The following is a 15,168-nucleotide window of genomic DNA, read 5'->3' as shown; positions in this document are numbered from 1 at the left end:
GGCCGGGCAGCGCGCCACGGGCGCCCCGGTGGATGAACAGCTCGCGCAGCCGCAGCTGGCGGCGACGGTTACGGACGAAGCGGATGCCCAGACCCTCCGCCTCGATGATCGGCGCGGCCACCTCAGAGCTCCTTGAGCACGGCGGGCTCCAACCGGCGGAACGACCACCAGCCGGCGGCGAGCACCAGCAGACTGCCCACGATCGTGGTGACGAGCAGCCGCGCGTCCGGGAACTCGTCGGGGTACCAGATCGCGTGGTGCAGCTGGAAGATGCCGACCAGCGGGTTCAGCTCGTAGACCACCTTCAACCAGCCGGGCAGCCCGGACTCCCGCACCAGGCTCAGCGGGTAGATGATCGGCGTGGCGTAGAAGAGCACCCGGATGATCAGCCGCATCAACCGTTCCACGTCGCGCATGAGCACGTTCCACGCGGACAGCAGCAGGGCGAGGCCGGTCAACAGGACGGCCTGGACGGCGACCGCGAGCGGCAGGGAGAGCAGCGACCAGCCGGGGTGGATCCGACCGTGCGCCGCGTAGATCACCGCGATGGCGATCAGGATCGGCAGGCCTGCCGCGTACTCGGCGAAGCGGCCGGTGACCCGGCCGATCGGGAAGACCTGGCGCGGCACGTTCATCGTGGTGATCAGCCGGGACTGGCCGGTCAGCGCGTTCGTCGCCTCGCTCAGCGCCGAGCTGGTCCACATCCAGGCGAAGATGCCGGTGATCAGGAACAACGGGTACGACCCGGCCGCCTCACCGAGGTGCCGGCCGGTGTCCCGGGAGTAGAGCACCCCGAAGACGAACCAGTAGATGGCCCCCATGCCGAGCGGCTCGATCAACGACCAGAAGTAGCCGAGCACCGACTGCTGGTACTTCACCGCCAGGTCCCGCCGGACCAGGATGCGCAGCGAGTTGCGGTGCGACCACAACGCCGCGACGCCAGAGGTCACCGCGAGCCTCCCGCCTCCTGAAACGGACGACAGGTTAGCAGTCGGTGAACGATTGCCCCGAATCGACCGGACTCAGCACTCGATCACGTTGACGGCCAGACCGCCACGCGCCGTCTCCTTGTACTTGACCTTCATGTCGGCGCCCGTCTCCCGCATGGTCTTGATGACCTTGTCCAGCGACACCTTGTGCACACCGTCGCCGCGCAGCGCCAGCCGGGCAGCCGTGATCGCCTTGATGCTAGCCACCGCGTTCCGCTCGATGCAGGGGATCTGCACCAGGCCACCCACCGGGTCGCAGGTCAACCCGAGGTTGTGCTCCATCCCGATCTCGGCCGCGTTCTCCACTTGCTCCGGGGTGCCGCCGAGCGCCTCGGCCAGCCCCGCCGCCGCCATCGAACACGCCGAACCGACCTCACCCTGGCAGCCCACCTCGGCGCCCGAGATCGAGGCGTTCTCCTTGAACAGCACGCCGATCGCGCCCGCCGTCAGCAGGAACCGCAGCACGCCCTCGTCGTCGGCGCCCGGCACGAACCGGGTGTAGTAGTGCAGCACCGCCGGAATGATCCCGGCCGCGCCGTTGGTCGGGGCGGTGACCACCCGGCCGCCCGCGGCGTTCTCCTCGTTGACGGCGAGCGCGAACAACGTCACCCAGTCCATCGCGTGCAACGGGTCGGCCGACCCGGCCTCCGCCTCCAGACCACGCCGCAGCTCCGCCGCGCGCCGCCGGACCTTCAACCCTCCAGGAAGTACGCCGTCCCGCTCGCAGCCGTTGCGCACGCACTCCTGCATCACCCGCCAGATCTCCAGCAGACCGGCCCGGATGTCCGCCTCACTGCGCCACGAACGCTCGTTGGCGAGCATCACCTCGCTGATCGACAGCCTGGTGCGGGTCGTGACGTCGAGCAGCTGCGCCCCGGTCAGGAAGGGGTACCGCACCACGGTGCTGTCCGGCTTGATCCGGTCCGCCCCGGCCGCCGCCTCGTCCACCACGAAACCGCCACCGACCGAGTAGTAGGTGCGGCTGCGCAGCTCGGCACCGGCGTCGTCGTACGCCACGAAGGTCATCCCGTTCGGGTGGTACGGCAACGACCGGCGGCGGTGCAGCGTCAGGTCCCGATCCGGGTCGAAGTCGATCTCGTGCGCGTCCAGGATGTTGATCCGCCGCTCGGCCCGGATCCGCTCGACCCGAGGACCGACCATGTCCGTGTCGACGGTCTCCGGCGACTCACCGGCCAACCCCAGCAGCACCGCCGGACCGCTGCCGTGGCCATGCCCGGTGGCACCCAACGAACCGAACAACTCGGCCTGCACCCGCGCCGTCTCCGTGAGCAACCCGTCGGCCTTCAGACCGCCGACGAACGTCCGCGCGGCCCGCATCGGCCCCACCGTGTGCGAGCTGGACGGCCCGATACCAACGCTGAAGAGGTCGAAAACACTGATCATGGCCGCGCTTCCTCGCCGTCGTCCCGGCGTACGGGACCCGGCCGGGTCGTGACCACCGGTCTGGCGGCCCCGCTGGTGACCGTCCGGGGTATGGGGTGCCGGCCCTCCGGGGTGTGGAAGACCGATCAGCCAGCCTACCCGCCCAGCTCACCGCCCACCCGGTCCGGGACGTGAACACCCGACCGCCATCTCCCGCCCCGCCCGCTCGCCCCGCTCGCCCCGCGCGCCCGCGCGCCCGCGCGCCCGCAAGATCGTGCCCCATCCAGGATCCAGTGGTGTCGACGCGCGCTCGATGCCACTACAACCAGGATCGAGCACGATCTTGCGGGCGAGACGCTGAATCGTTTGCGACATCAGCTCCAAAGGACACCTCGCAGACTCGGCGCCGGCACGTGGCGCGGCGACAGGCGGGCAGGTCAGGGAGGCCGGTGCGGACGAGCGCTCGGCGCGCGCCGAACGGACTGCGACGGGCAGCGGGCAGCCCGCGGCCGGCGACGGGCAGGCTCGGGGGAGGCGTCAGCAAGGGGCTGCCCGGGTAAAGCACCTACGGGTCCACGGGTTGCCGCTCCTCCTCGGGACCGAGGGCGAGGTGGCCATCCTTTTCTACCGTGGATCGCAGACGCGGCGCACCGCCGCAGAGTGGGAGTACGACGATGAGTCGCAAACTGGTTCGGCCCCGCGAGGGGCGCATGATCGCCGGTGTCTGCGCCGGTCTCGGTCGGCGGTTCGGCATGTCGGCCGGAATGGTGCGGCTGCTGTTCCTGCTGTCGCTGCTGCTGCCCGGCACGCAGGTGATCGTCTACCTGATCCTGTGGGTGCTGATGCCGAACGAGGACCGCTACCTCGCCTCCACCCAACACTGACCCACCCGCCACGGTCACGCCGCACCCCCGGCGGGGCAACGGATCTTGGGCTAGGGCGGGCGGCCGAGACGGGAGCGCCCGCTCCGACGAGAGTCGGGGCGGGCGCTTCGGCGTACGGCGGGGGTCAGGCGGCGATGTAGGTGACAGTGATCTGCTGGTAGCCGAGGGAGCGGAGCAGCCCTTCGAGCATCTTGCGGGTGTTCTCCTCGGCGCGGGCGGAGAGCCCGCTGTCCCGGGCGGCGGCGGTGATCCGGTCCTCGGCGAGCTGGTAGACCTGCTGCTGCCGGTTGGGATCGTTGCCGACCAGGTCACCGAGTCGGTTGAGCAGACCGCGCTGCTCGGCGAAGACGTAGCTCTTCTCCATGTCGAGGTTGGTTTCGCCGAGCTGCGGCGCGGGCAGCTTGATCTCGACGGACTTGCCGTCGGCGGACTGGACGACGGCACCTTCGCCGATCTTGGCGAAGTCGACGTACGCCTCGACGCTGCCGGCCCCGACGAAGAGGGTGCGCTCGTTGAGCAGGAAGTCTGGAACGTTGCGCCTGTCGTTCTGCGTGTCGACGACGACCTGGAAGTTGCCTTCGGCGGCGACGTAGCGGCTGAGGTCCTGGATCGACTTCAGCAGCGGTGGCTGGCTGCGGTCGGTCTGCTCCTTGGCGAACGGGTTGCGGAACTCCGGCAGGATGCCGGTCGCCTGGATGCCGAGCAGCACGACCACGGCAAGCGCGGCGGCGCCGAGCAGTAGGAGCAGACCTCGGGCCGCACCACCCCCGCCCCCACCGACCGGGCCACCGTCACCGCTCGTCGGGCCACCGGGACCGGCCGGCCCGCCGGGGCCCTCCGGCGTATCGGTCGTCCACTCGGGTGTCGCGGCCGACCGCGCCTTGAGATCGTCACCGGTCGCGTAACCGGGGAACTCCCTCGTGGGCTCGTTGTTGCCAGCGTCGCGGGCCATCACGCTCACCGTCCTCGTCAGACACGTCGTCTGTCAATGACGGTACGGCCCCGATACGACAGTCGCGCGGCGAGCGCCAGGAAGCGACAAAAGGGCAGGTCAGGCGAATGCGGAGAGCCCGGTCAGCCGCTGCCCGACGACCAGTTGGTGGATTTCGGAGGTGCCCTCGTAGGTCAGCACGCTCTCCAGGTTGTTGGCGTGCCGCATCACCGGGTACTCACCGGAGACGCCGTTGGCGCCGAGGATGGTGCGGCACTGCCGGGCGATGGCCAGGGCCTCCCGCACGTTGTTCAGTTTGCCCACGCTCACCTGCTCGGGCCGCAGTCGGTGGGCGTCGGCGAGCCGGCCCAGGTGCAGCGCGAGCAGTTGCCCCTTCACCAACTCGACGGCCATGTCGGCGAGCTTCGCCTGGGTGAGCTGGAAGCCGGCGAGGGGGCGACCGAACTGGGTGCGGCTGGTCGCGTACGCAAGTGTGGTTTCCAGGCAGTCGCGGGCCGCGCCCACCGCGCCCCAGACGATGCCGTACCGGGCCTCGGTGAGGCAGCTCAGCGGCGCCTTGAGCCCGACCGCCTCGGGCAGTTGGGCGTCGGCCGGGAGTCGGACGTCGTCGAGCACGATCTCGCCGGTCACCGACGCGCGCAGCGACATCTTGCGGCGGATCTCCCGGGCCGTGACGCCGGGCGTGTCCATCGGTACGGCGAAACCCCGTACCCCCTCGTCGGTGCGGGCCCAGATCACCGCGACGTCCGCGATCGGCGCGTTGGTGATCCACATCTTTCCGCCGGTGAGCACCCAGTCGTCGCCGTCGCGGCGGGCCCGGGTGGTCATCGAGGCGGGGTCGGAGCCGTGGTCCGGCTCGGTCAGCCCGAAGCAGCCGATCGCCTCACCGGTGGCCATCGACGGCAACCAGCGTTGCTTCTGCTCCTCGCTGCCGTAGCGCCAGATGGCGTACATGGCGAGCGACCCCTGCACGGAGACCAGGGAGCGCAGGCCGGAGTCGCCGGCTTCCAGCTCCTGGCAGGCTAGCCCGTAGGCGACCGCCGAGGCACCGGCGCAGCCATAGCCGGTGAGGTGCATGCCGAGCAGGCCGAGCTTGCCGAACTCACGGGCCAGCTCGCGCGCGGGCACCCGGCCGTCCTCGTACCAGTCGGCGACGTGCGGACGCACCCGGTCGTCGACGAGCTGGCGCACGACGTCGCGGATCTGCCGCTCCTCCTCGCTGAGCGACGGGTCCAGGTCGAGCAGGTCCAGCGGAGCGGTCATGGACGCCACCCTAACGAAGGTTCAGCGGGTCGATGAAGTGCTCGTCACTCGATGGGCTCGGAGAGCACCAGCACCCGGGCGTGGATCTGGTTGCGCTGCTGGAGGGCGGCGCGCAGTGCCCGGTGCAGCCCGTCCTCCAGGTAGAGCCCGCCGTTCCACTGCACGACGTGCGGGAAGAGGTCACCGTAGAAGGTGGAGTCCTCGGCGAGGAGCTTGTCCAGCGCCAACTCGCGCTTGGTGGTGATCATCTGATCCAGGCGCAGTGGTCGCGGCGGGATCTCCGCCCACTGCTTGAGCGTCAGATTGTGCTCCGGATAGGGACGCCCGTCCCGGACCGCTCTGAAGATCACGACGGCACGCTCCCCTCCCCGTGGCCGGGCCGACCTACGGCGCCGAGCCGGGCCGCGGCGGGCACCGCGCGGCGCGGCACCCCGATGACCGTGCCAGCCTAGCCGCCCAGCGCACGCTGCGTTCTGCTCCCTGATGTCAGTTTCGCTATCGCTCGTCCGATCCTCAACCGGACGAACGGGACGTCGGCCTCAGTTCCACCGGCCGCGCCGCACGACCTCGTCCATCGGACGACGCCCGCGGCGCAATGATGGTGACCGATGGTCGGCCGCTCGGTAACCGATTGTGACGGCACCGATGGGTTGGTACTCCGGCGGCACGCCGAACGCGTCCCGGTAGGCGGCGAGCCGCTGCGGCGGGATGCCGAAGAAGCACGCCCCCAGCCCCTCGTCCACTGCGGTGAGCAGCATCAGCAACGCGGCGAAGCCGGTGTCCACGTGCCAGTACGGCACCGGCCACCGGTCCGTGGACCGATCCGTCCAGCCCTTGTCCGGCTCCGCGTACCGCTGCAGGTAGGCCGACTCATTGGCGTGCGGCACCACGATCAGGGGTGCCCGACGCATGCCCGCGAGCCAGCGTTCCCGCCCACCCCCGTCGGGGGTGGTGGCGGCCCAGAACCGTTCCCGATCGGCAGGCTCCTCCAACACCAGGAAACCCCAGCCCTGGGCGAAGCCTGCCGATGGCGCGCGGACCGCGTGGTCCAGCAGCCGGTCCACCACGTCGGGCGGGACCGGGCGGTCCGGGTCGTAGTTGCGCACCATCCGCCGACGGCGGACGACGTCGGCGAACTCCATCAGACTCCGGGGCGGATGCCCCAGGCACCGCGCCAGGTCGTGCCGGGCTTGAGCGTGAGCAGATCCTTGCCGGACCGGAACGCGTCCGGTGGGCAGGTCATCGGCTCGATCGCCACCGAGCGGCGGTGCCGCTCACCGGTGAGGGTGTCCCCGGTGAACACCTGCCACCAGCCGAACTCGGCGTCCGCCCAGATGCTCACCCCGGTCGAACCGTCCGGCGCGGCGAGGCTCACCGACGAGCCACCGTCGGCGTCGGAGATCACGTCGCCGAAGCAGGAGTCGAGTACTGCCGCACCGATCCGACGGGGGCTGGTCCAGTCGAACTCGGTACCGGCCACCGGTGTCGCGCCCACCGGCAGCAGCCGTCCGTCGACGAGCACCCGGCTCCGGGCCGGCAGCCGCAGCAGCAAGTCGTCCACCGCGACGCCCGCCAGTTGCAGGTACGGGTGCACGGAGAAGCCGAACGGAGCCAACTCCACGCCGATGTTCGTCACCTCGTGCTCGGCGCGCAGCCCGTCCGCGTCGACGCTCCACCGGCTCCGCAGCCGCAGCGGCCACGGGTAGCCCGGCTGCGGCGGCAGGTCGTAGCCGACCGTCACGGCGTCCGCCGACTGTTCCAACAACTGCCACGGCACCCAGTTGACCAGCCCGTGGATGGCCACGTGCCGCTCCGGCTCGGTCAGTGCGAGCTGGTGCGTCCGCTCGCCGAACGAGTAGCGACCATCGCGGATCCGGTTCGGCCAGGGTGCCAGCACCTGCCCTGTGCAACCGGGGCAGACCTCGTCGGTCTGGTAACCGTCGACGAGGTCGACACCGTCGTGCCGGTACGTCCGGAGCCCACCGCCCACCTCCACGATGACGGCCTCGTGACCGGCTGCGGAGATGGTCCACTGGGCGCCGGAGAAGGGGCGCGGCTCGGGGCTTTCCATGCCGGCGACCCTAACTTGTCACGTCCGTTCCCCGCTCGACGCCGTGGCCGCCCGGTAGCGCAGCAGCGCCGGGAACGCGACCGCGAGCGCCACCACGAGCACCGCGGAGGCGAGCCCACCGGCCACCCAGGCCACGCCACCTCCGAAGCCGGCGGCCATGGTGCCGGCGCGCAGGTCACCCAGTCGTGGGCCACCCGCCACCACCACCGTGTTGACGCCCTGGAGCCGGCCGCGCATCCGGTCCGGTGCGTAGACCAGCAGCATCGACTGGCGCAGCACCGCGCTGATCAGGTCGGCGGCGCCGGCCACGGCGAGCAGCGCGACCATCAGCCAGAGTTGGTGGGCCAGACCCGCCGCGGCGATCGCCAGACCCCAACCGACCACCGCGAGCACCAGGCCGAGCCCCTGCCGGCGGAGCCGGCCGATCCAGCCGGAGGTCAGCCCACCGATCATCGAGCCGATCGCGATGGCGCTGTAGAGCAGACCGACCGAGCCACCGCCACCGAACCGCTCCTGGGCGATCTCCGGGAAGAGGGCCCGGGGCATCGCCAGGATCATCGCGATCAGGTCCACCCCGAAGGACAGCAGCAGTACGGGGGTGGTGGCCAGGTAGCGGAACCCGTCGACGACGCTGGCCAGGCCGGCACGCCGGGCCTGGCCGTCGGCGGTTGGCTCGGGCGGGAGCTTGGGCAGCCGCAGCGCGGCCCAGAGCATCGCGGTGAAGAGGACGGCGTCCAGCCCGTACGCGATCGGCAGCACCACTGAGGTGTCCGGCGAGGCGGAGAGGATCAGACCGGCGGCGAGCGGGCCGGCGACCGAGGCGGCCGTGAAGGTCGTGTAGTTCAGGGTGGTGGCGGACGCCACCAGGTCCTCCGGCACCAGCCGGGGCAGCATGGCGCTGCGGGCCGGCGAGCTGATCGCGAAGGCCACCGACTGCACCGCCATCAACGCCAGCAGCAGCACCGGGCTGCGCACGTCAAGCACCGCCTGGAGCAGCAGCCCGAGAGTGGATGCCCAGAGCAACAATGAGCCACCGAGCAGCACCGCACGCCGGTCACGGGCGTCGGCGACCGCGCCGCCCCAGAGCCCGAAGACCAGCAACGGTACGAAGGCGGCCACCCCGAGCAGGCCCACCCAGAACGAGTCCCGGGTCAGGGCGTACATCTCCACGGGCACCGCGACGGCGGTGAACTGGAAGCCGAACATCGCCACGGTGTTGCCGAGCCAGAGCCGCCGGTACGCCGGAACCCGCAGCGGGCGTACGTCGATCGCCCAGCGGCGCGCGGTGCGCGGCCGGGACTCCTGCACACCCGTCACGGCGCCAACCGCTCGACGGTCCAGCCGCCCTCGTCGAGGCGACGGAAGCGGAGCCGGTCGTGCAACCGTCCGGCCCGACCCTGCCAGAACTCCACCGACTCGGGCTGGACCCGCAGCCCACCCCAGTGCGGCGGCGTCGGGATCTCGGCCTGGTCGGCGAACCGCTCGACCGACTCCTGGTATCGCTGCTCCAGCACCTCCCGGCCCGACACGACCTGGGACTGCGGGCTGGCCCAGGCACCCAGTTGGGAGCCGCGCGGCCGGCTGGCGAAGTACGCCTCGCTCGTCGCGCGGTCGACAGGCGTGACCCGACCGGCGACGACCACCTGCCGCTGCATGGGAAACCACGGAAAGACCAGACTGGCGTACGGGTTCGCGCTCGCCTCGACGCCCTTGCGCGACAGGTGGTTGGTGAAGAAGACGAAGCCCTCCGCGTCGTACCCCTTCAGCAGCACCGTCCGCCCGCTCGGCCGACCGGCCGGGTCGGCGGTGCCCACCACCATGGCGTTCGGTTCGGGTAGCCCGAAGGCCACCGCGTCGGCGAACCACCCGTCGAACTGGGTGTGCCAGTCGGTGGCCAGGTCAGCCTCGGTCAGGCCCAGGTCCGCGGCGTACTCGTTACGCATCGCGGCCGGGGCGGGTGTGTCACCCGTCACGTCGCCACTCCTTCTCGCGGACCTCGCCGGCACCCTCCCGCGCTGGCCAGCCCGCCCTGCCCAGTCTCACCGAGTGGGGCGGAGAATGCGCGTCCGGGGATGTCGCGTGCAGCACAGTCGCAGCGGGTCGCGTATCCCTTACTCAGCAGGCAGTATGTTGCGAACACATCCCTGAGGGTCGCCTAAGGCGCTCGGCCGATCGGGCCGGATGAGCTGTTCGGGCGCACCGACCAGATCCAGGAGAGCGACATGGCCGATTTCAAACCCGGGCTGGAGGGCGTCGTCGCCTTCGAGACCGAGATCGCCGAACCTGACCGTGAGGGCGGCGCGCTGCGCTATCGCGGAGTCGACATCGAGGATCTGATCGGCCAGGTGTCGTTCGGCAACGTGTGGGCCCTGCTCGTCGACGGCCGTTTCGGGCCGGGCCTGCCGCCGGCGGAGCCGTTCCCGGTGCCGGTGCACTCCGGTGACATCCGCGTCGACGTGCAGTCCGCGGTCGCCATGCTGGCCCCGTACTGGGGTCTCAACCAACTGCTCGACATCTCCGACGAGCAGGCCCGTGAGGACCTCGCCCGGGTCTCGGTGACCGCGCTCTCGTTCGTGGCCCAGTCCGCCCGCGGCCTCGGCCTGCCGGCGGTGCCGCAGAAGGAGATCGACAAGGCGCAGACGATCGTCGAGCGGTTCATGAAGCGCTGGCGTGGCGAGCCCGACCCCCGGCACGTCAAGGCCGTCGACGCGTACTTCATCTCGGCCGCCGAGCACGGCCTGAACGCGTCCACCTTCACCGCGCGCATCGTCGCCTCCACCGGGGCGGACGCGGCTGCCTGCATCTCGTCGGGCATCGGGGCCCTCTCCGGCCCGCTGCACGGCGGTGCCCCGTCCCGGGTGCTGAGCATGCTGGAGGCGGTGGAGCGCAGCGGCGACGCGGAGGGTTACGTCAAGGGTGTCCTCGACCGCGGCGAGCGGCTGATGGGCTTCGGCCATCGCGTCTACCGCGCCGAGGACCCGCGCGCCCGCGTGCTCCGGCGTACGGCCAAGGAGTTGGGCGCGCCGCGCTTCGAGATCGCCGAGGCGCTCGAGAAGGCCGCCCTCGCCGAGCTTCAGTCCCGCCGTCCGGACCGGGTGCTTGCCACAAACGTCGAGTTCTGGTCGGCCGTGGTGCTCGACTTCGCCGAGGTGCCGGCGCACATGTTCACCTCGATGTTCACCTGCGCGCGGATGGGCGGCTGGAGCGCGCACATCCTGGAGCAGAAGCGCCTGCAGCGGCTGGTCCGCCCGTCCGCCCGCTACATGGGCCCGGAGGCTCGCAAGCCGTCCGACGTCGAGGGCTGGGCGGCCATCCCGCACGGCGTCTGAGCTGGTAAGAACGGGCCCCTCCCCCACGCCGCGCGTCGGAGAGGGGCCCTTCGCCGCTCGGCGTCGAGCAGAGGTCATCGCGCCGCTCGGCGTCGAGCAGAGGTCATCGCGACGCCCGTCGGGGCGAACTGTGGCGAAGGACTCAGACCGACGGCCGGGACCCCGCCCGTCGGTCTGCGGCCCGGGTGCGAGGATGAGGGCCGGCAGTGTCGCCGGGCCCGCCCTCGCCCTTGCGGAAGGATCTTCAAGACCGTGGCTGACGCACCGATCATCCGGATTCCCGATGAGATCAAGCCCGCCGACGGACGTTTCGGCTGCGGCCCGTCCAAGGTCCGCCCGGCGGCGGTGTCCGCTCTCGCCGAGGTCGCGACCACCTACCTCGGCACCTCGCACCGGCAGAAGACGGTCCGTGACCAGGTGGCCCGGCTGCGTTCCGGCATCGCCGAGTTCTTCTCGCTGCCCGAGGGCTACGAGGTGGTGATCGGCAACGGCGGCACCACCGCGTTCTGGGAGGTCGCCACCTTCGGCCTGATCCGCGACCGGGCCCAGTTCGCAAGCTTCGGCGAGTTCGGCGCGAAGTTCGCGAAGTCGGTCAAGGACGCCCCGTTCCTGGGTGAGCCGACGGTCCGCAAGGCCGACGCGGGCAGCGCGCCGGCCCTGGTCGCCGAGTCCGGCGTGGACGCGTACGCGACGCCGCAGAACGAGACCTCGACAGGTGTGGCCGTCCCGATCAGCCGGGTGGCCGGTGCCGACGAGGGCGCGCTGCTGCTTGTCGACGCGACGTCCGGGGCGGGTGGCCTGGAGGTCAACGTCGGCGAGACCGACGTCTACTACTTCGCCCCGCAGAAGTGCTTCGGCTCCGACGGCGGTCTGTGGCTGGCCCTGATGTCGCCGGCCGCCCTGGACCGGGCCGCCGAGATCAAGGCGTCCGGGCGCTACATCCCCGCCTTCCTCGACCTGGTCACCGCGATCGACAACTCGCGGCTGGAGCAGACCTACAACACCCCGGCCCTGGCCACCATCTTCCTGGCCGCCGAGCAGACCGACTGGATGAACGCGCAGGGCGGGCTGTCCTGGGCGGCGAAGCGCACCGCCGAGAGCGCCGCTGCGGTCTACGGCTGGGCCGAGCGGTCCAGCGTGGCCACCCCGTTCGTCACCGACCCGGCGCTGCGCTCCAACGTGGTCGCCACCATCGACTTCGCCGACGGGGTGGACGCCACGGCGATCGCCAAGGCGCTGCGCGCCAACGGCATCGTGGACACCGAGCCCTACCGCAAGCTCGGTCGCAACCAGCTGCGGGTGGCGCTCTTCCCGGCCGTCGAGCCGGCCGATGTCGAGGCGCTGACCGCGTCCATCGACTACGTGGTCGAGCGACTCTGACCATCGTCACGGTCGGTGTCCGTTGACGCCTCTACGGACACCGACCGTGATCATCGCCGCAGCTCAGTCACGACATGCGGGGTGTCGCTTCCCCCACCCCGAGGCAGATGCGCGTACGGTGGTCCGAGACGCCTGGGTGGCCGACTCGTGGCGTGCGGCCAGCGAAGCGGGACGGAGGCAACGCTATGCGCCCAGTACGCTTCGTCGCCCTCTCCGAGGACGGCCATGCCCTGGTTCTCGCCGACGAGGTCGGGCGGCTGCTCGCCCTGCCGATCGACGAGCGGATCTCCGGTGCGCTGCACGCCGAGCCCGGTGCGCCACCGCTCGCGGTGGCGCCGACCGCTGCCGACCCGGTTCCGTCGCTGTCTCCTCGGGACATTCAGGCCCGCATCCGCTCCGGTGAGTCCGCGGAGGATGTCGCCCGGATCGCCGGGGTGCCGGTCGACCGGGTGCTGCGCTATGCCGGCCCGGTGTTGCAGGAGCGGGCGATGCTCGCCCAGCACGCCCGTCGCACCCGCCTCAAGGGCGCGGAGAAGCCCACCCCGCTCGCCGAGGTGGTCAACGGTCGGCTGAGCCAGCACGGCATCGACACCGAGAAGATCTCCTGGGATGCGTACCGGCGCGACGACGGCACCTGGCGGATCATCGCCACCTGGCCGTCGGGCAAGGCTACCGCGCAGGCCATCTGGGATCTCGACAAGACCCGGCAGTCGGTCGCCCCGCACGACGACATGGCGCAGTATCTGTGCGCCGAGCGGCCGACGCCGATCCTCGGCCAGGAGCCGGCTCCGGAGCGGGGCGGGCACGCCCTGCCTGGTCCGTCGCGTGGCGAGCCGAGTCGGGGCGGGCACGGCCTGCCTGCGGCGTCCGAGCACCCGCGCCCCGGCCGGGACCCGATCCGGGCCGGCCGGGACGCCCTGCTCGCCTCACTGGACCGCCCGCTCGGCGCCTCGTCGGGTCGCGGGCTGGAGCCGCGTACCCCGGCTGCCCTCGCCGGGTCGGACGCACCCCGGCAGCGGCCGGTCGGTGGGGGTGCCGCCGCGCTGCTCGGCGGTGGCCAGGGCTCGGCCTTCGACGACGACTCGGACGCACCCAAGGAGGTCCCGGCCGTGCCGTCGCTGGCGGTGCTTCGGCCCCGCCGGACGGGCGCCGCGGCGGCCGCCGGTGGCGAGTCCACCGACGCCAACGGCAAGCCTCGCAAGCGGCTGCCGAGCTGGGACGACGTGCTCTTCGGCAGCGGCCCGGCCGCCCGCGAGTCTTCCTGACGCTTCGCCCGGCGCGCCGGGGTGTTCGATCACGCCGCCCGGTTGGGGGCCGCGACCTCGCGCACGGCTTCGGCTACGGCTGTGAAGTCCTTCTTGAGGATGGCGCCGTGGTTGCTGGTGACCTTCGCGCCGATCGTGATGTTCGGGTTGCGGGCAATCACCGCGTCGAGGCTGGCCCGGATCTGCTCCTGCTCGTCCCCACGGCTGCCGAGCGACGTCCCGGAGGCGACCACGTACCGCACCGGGACGGTGATCGCGTCCAGCACCGGGCCGAGTTCGCGCTCGCGGGAGAGTTCGCCGAGTTCGATGTTGCTCTCCGCCATCTGGTCGGCGTTCATCCGTGGGGTCAGGCCGGTCGGGCGCAGCAGCGGCATGAACAGGTTCATCCGTCGGAACATCGTGCGGATCCGTTGCGCCATTGCCTCGTCGAGCCAGTCGTGCGGGAAGGCGCCGTCGACGAGGACCGCGCCGATGGCACGCTCCGGGTTGCGGTTGGCCCAGTGTGCCCCGACCACCGCTCCGTAGGACCAGCCCACAAGCACCGCCTGGTCCACCCCGCGGGCGGCGAGCACGGCGTCGACGTCCCGGACGGCCGCCTCGAACGAGTAGTCGGCTGAGCGCTTCGACTTCCTGCCGCGAGCCCGCTCGTCGTAGGTGATGTGCCGGAACCCGGTGCCCAGGTCGGCGATGACCCGCCGCCAGTAGCCCTGGGTGGCGAACTGGCCGTTGAGGTAGACCACGGGGGTGCCGGGCCCGCCGGTGTCGGTGACGGCCAGGGCGGTGTCGTCGACCGGCACCATGCCGGCCCACGTCGAACTGGTCGAGGGCATGCTGTTGTTCGTCATCTCGGTCGGTCCCTTTCAGAGGCTGCGGGCGGTGATGTCGCCGTGGGAGGTGGTGGCGCGGATGTGGAGGGTGGCGCTGCCGTCGTTCGTGAGGGCGTTGCTGATCCGGCCGTGGCCGGTGCCGGCGTCGAGTGCGGCGGAGACGCCGGGGGCGGCACCGACCGAGATGTCGCCGGACTGGGTGGTGAGCACGACCGTGCCGTGCGCGGCCTCGGTGATCCGGATGTCGCCCCTCGCGGTGCTGATCTCGGCGGGGCCGTTGAGCCGGCCGACCTCGACGTCGCCGTCGACAGCGGTGAGGCGGAGGCTCGCGGCCTCGTCGATCTTGATCTGGTGGTACGCACCCTCGAAGGCGATGTCGCCGAGACGCCCGACGCCGCGAAGCTCGGCGCTTGCGGCCCTGGCCTCGATACGCGAGTCGGCGGGGAGCTGAACTGTCACCTGCAGCGACCCGGACGGGCCGACGAGCCGGTTGTCGGGGGTCGAGGCCGCGATCCGCAGGACACCGTCGGTGTAGGTGACTGTGGTCTGCTCGACCGCCCTGGTGTCGCGGCTCTTCGAGGGGTCGGTGGGCAGAACATCGACGACGGTGTCGGCGCGGTTGGCGGCGATGAACTGGATCCGTCCGGCGGGGATGTCCAGGACGGCCGAGATGGGGGCGGGGGTATCGAAGGTCTGCATCGTTGCTCTCCCGGGCTGGCTCAGTGTTTCTGACACCGGAAACGCTACGTTGCTTTCCAACATCCGGCAACGACGTTGTTGCGTTGATATCTGCTCTTCCCAGCTCAGGCCCGGTAAACTGTTGCA

The 15,168-nt window shown here is 71.2% G+C and carries 15 protein-coding genes; 4 read left to right on the top strand and 11 right to left on the bottom strand.

Annotated elements, in window-relative coordinates; genetic code table 11:
• Positions 1-122: 122 nt before the first annotated feature.
• Positions 123-950 carry an ABC transporter permease gene (locus ACWER9_RS02260; protein ID WP_452300063.1) on the bottom strand — a complete coding sequence of 276 codons (828 nt, stop codon included), beginning with the start codon at positions 948-950 and terminating at the stop codon, positions 123-125.
• Positions 951-1,022: 72 nt separating this feature from the next.
• Positions 1,023-2,393, bottom strand: a complete 1,371-nt coding sequence (locus ACWER9_RS02255; RefSeq protein ID WP_452300062.1) for an L-serine ammonia-lyase — start codon at positions 2,391-2,393, stop codon at positions 1,023-1,025.
• 653 nt (positions 2,394-3,046) lie between these two features.
• Between ACWER9_RS02255 and ACWER9_RS02250 the strand changes: the two genes are divergently transcribed.
• The gene (locus ACWER9_RS02250; protein WP_452300061.1) at positions 3,047-3,256 is read left to right on the top strand and encodes a PspC domain-containing protein; all 210 of its coding nucleotides are present in this window, start codon (positions 3,047-3,049) and stop codon (positions 3,254-3,256) included.
• Between the two features lie 124 nt (positions 3,257-3,380).
• Here ACWER9_RS02250 and ACWER9_RS02245 read toward each other — a convergent pair whose 3' ends face one another.
• From ACWER9_RS02245 to pdxH, 7 genes are all read right to left on the bottom strand, one after another.
• Positions 3,381-4,208 (bottom strand): DUF4230 domain-containing protein, encoded by an 828-nt coding sequence (locus tag ACWER9_RS02245; RefSeq protein WP_452300060.1) that lies wholly within the window; start codon positions 4,206-4,208, stop codon positions 3,381-3,383.
• Between the two features lie 99 nt (positions 4,209-4,307).
• Positions 4,308-5,471 carry an acyl-CoA dehydrogenase family protein gene (locus ACWER9_RS02240; protein ID WP_452300059.1) on the bottom strand — a complete coding sequence of 388 codons (1,164 nt, stop codon included), beginning with the start codon at positions 5,469-5,471 and terminating at the stop codon, positions 4,308-4,310.
• A gap of 44 nt (positions 5,472-5,515) precedes the next feature.
• Positions 5,516-5,821 (bottom strand): type II toxin-antitoxin system VapB family antitoxin, encoded by a 306-nt coding sequence (locus tag ACWER9_RS02235; RefSeq protein WP_030329612.1) that lies wholly within the window; start codon positions 5,819-5,821, stop codon positions 5,516-5,518.
• A gap of 189 nt (positions 5,822-6,010) precedes the next feature.
• Positions 6,011-6,613 carry a nitroreductase family protein gene (locus ACWER9_RS02230; RefSeq protein ID WP_452300058.1) on the bottom strand — a complete coding sequence of 201 codons (603 nt, stop codon included), beginning with the start codon at positions 6,611-6,613 and terminating at the stop codon, positions 6,011-6,013.
• On the bottom strand, positions 6,613-7,542 hold the full coding sequence (locus ACWER9_RS02225) for an aldose 1-epimerase family protein (RefSeq protein WP_452300057.1): 930 nt from the start codon (positions 7,540-7,542) through the stop codon (positions 6,613-6,615). The genes ACWER9_RS02230 and ACWER9_RS02225 overlap by 1 nt, the downstream gene beginning before the upstream one ends.
• An 18-nt stretch (positions 7,543-7,560) precedes the next feature.
• On the bottom strand, positions 7,561-8,859 hold the full coding sequence (locus ACWER9_RS02220; protein ID WP_452300056.1) for an MFS transporter: 1,299 nt from the start codon (positions 8,857-8,859) through the stop codon (positions 7,561-7,563).
• Positions 8,856-9,485 carry a pyridoxamine 5'-phosphate oxidase gene (pdxH, locus tag ACWER9_RS02215; protein ID WP_452300181.1) on the bottom strand — a complete coding sequence of 210 codons (630 nt, stop codon included), beginning with the start codon at positions 9,483-9,485 and terminating at the stop codon, positions 8,856-8,858. The genes ACWER9_RS02220 and pdxH overlap by 4 nt, the downstream gene beginning before the upstream one ends.
• A gap of 279 nt (positions 9,486-9,764) precedes the next feature.
• On the opposite strand from pdxH, the gene ACWER9_RS02210 reads away from it, so the two are divergent.
• From ACWER9_RS02210 to sepH, 3 genes are all read left to right on the top strand, one after another.
• Positions 9,765-10,871 (top strand): citrate synthase 2, encoded by a 1,107-nt coding sequence (locus ACWER9_RS02210; protein WP_452300055.1) that lies wholly within the window; start codon positions 9,765-9,767, stop codon positions 10,869-10,871.
• A gap of 252 nt (positions 10,872-11,123) precedes the next feature.
• Positions 11,124-12,251 carry a phosphoserine transaminase gene (gene serC, locus ACWER9_RS02205; protein ID WP_357355844.1) on the top strand — a complete coding sequence of 376 codons (1,128 nt, stop codon included), beginning with the start codon at positions 11,124-11,126 and terminating at the stop codon, positions 12,249-12,251.
• 185 nt (positions 12,252-12,436) lie between these two features.
• The gene (gene sepH, locus ACWER9_RS02200) at positions 12,437-13,516 is read left to right on the top strand and encodes a septation protein SepH (RefSeq protein WP_196920761.1); all 1,080 of its coding nucleotides are present in this window, start codon (positions 12,437-12,439) and stop codon (positions 13,514-13,516) included.
• A gap of 29 nt (positions 13,517-13,545) precedes the next feature.
• Here sepH and ACWER9_RS02195 read toward each other — a convergent pair whose 3' ends face one another.
• Both ACWER9_RS02195 and ACWER9_RS02190 read right to left on the bottom strand, forming a co-directional pair.
• On the bottom strand, positions 13,546-14,361 hold the full coding sequence (locus ACWER9_RS02195; RefSeq protein WP_452300054.1) for an alpha/beta fold hydrolase: 816 nt from the start codon (positions 14,359-14,361) through the stop codon (positions 13,546-13,548).
• A gap of 15 nt (positions 14,362-14,376) precedes the next feature.
• Positions 14,377-15,042 carry a DUF4097 family beta strand repeat-containing protein gene (locus ACWER9_RS02190; protein ID WP_452300053.1) on the bottom strand — a complete coding sequence of 222 codons (666 nt, stop codon included), beginning with the start codon at positions 15,040-15,042 and terminating at the stop codon, positions 14,377-14,379.
• Positions 15,043-15,168 lie beyond the last annotated feature (126 nt).

The organism is Micromonospora sp. NPDC003944, from assembly GCF_053605225.1.
Note: the sequence above shows the minus strand (reverse complement) of the source record. Positions and strands in the feature narration are given on the sequence as shown.

Excerpts from the sequence above, each read along its gene's own strand:
- ACWER9_RS02255 (WP_452300062.1), bottom strand. The coding sequence starts at position 2,393 with ATGATCAGTGTTTTCGACCTCTTCAGCGTTGGTATCGGGCCGTCCAGC.
- ACWER9_RS02250 (WP_452300061.1), top strand. The coding sequence starts at position 3,047 with ATGAGTCGCAAACTGGTTCGGCCCCGCGAGGGGCGCATGATCGCCGGT.
- ACWER9_RS02245 (WP_452300060.1), bottom strand. The coding sequence starts at position 4,208 with ATGGCCCGCGACGCTGGCAACAACGAGCCCACGAGGGAGTTCCCCGGT.
- ACWER9_RS02240 (WP_452300059.1), bottom strand. The coding sequence starts at position 5,471 with ATGACCGCTCCGCTGGACCTGCTCGACCTGGACCCGTCGCTCAGCGAG.
- ACWER9_RS02230 (WP_452300058.1), bottom strand. The coding sequence starts at position 6,613 with ATGGAGTTCGCCGACGTCGTCCGCCGTCGGCGGATGGTGCGCAACTAC.
- ACWER9_RS02225 (WP_452300057.1), bottom strand. The coding sequence starts at position 7,542 with ATGGAAAGCCCCGAGCCGCGCCCCTTCTCCGGCGCCCAGTGGACCATC.
- pdxH (WP_452300181.1), bottom strand. The coding sequence starts at position 9,485 with ATGCGTAACGAGTACGCCGCGGACCTGGGCCTGACCGAGGCTGACCTG.
- ACWER9_RS02210 (WP_452300055.1), top strand. The coding sequence starts at position 9,765 with ATGGCCGATTTCAAACCCGGGCTGGAGGGCGTCGTCGCCTTCGAGACC.
- sepH (WP_196920761.1), top strand. The coding sequence starts at position 12,437 with ATGCGCCCAGTACGCTTCGTCGCCCTCTCCGAGGACGGCCATGCCCTG.
- ACWER9_RS02195 (WP_452300054.1), bottom strand. The coding sequence starts at position 14,361 with ATGACGAACAACAGCATGCCCTCGACCAGTTCGACGTGGGCCGGCATG.
- ACWER9_RS02190 (WP_452300053.1), bottom strand. The coding sequence starts at position 15,042 with ATGCAGACCTTCGATACCCCCGCCCCCATCTCGGCCGTCCTGGACATC.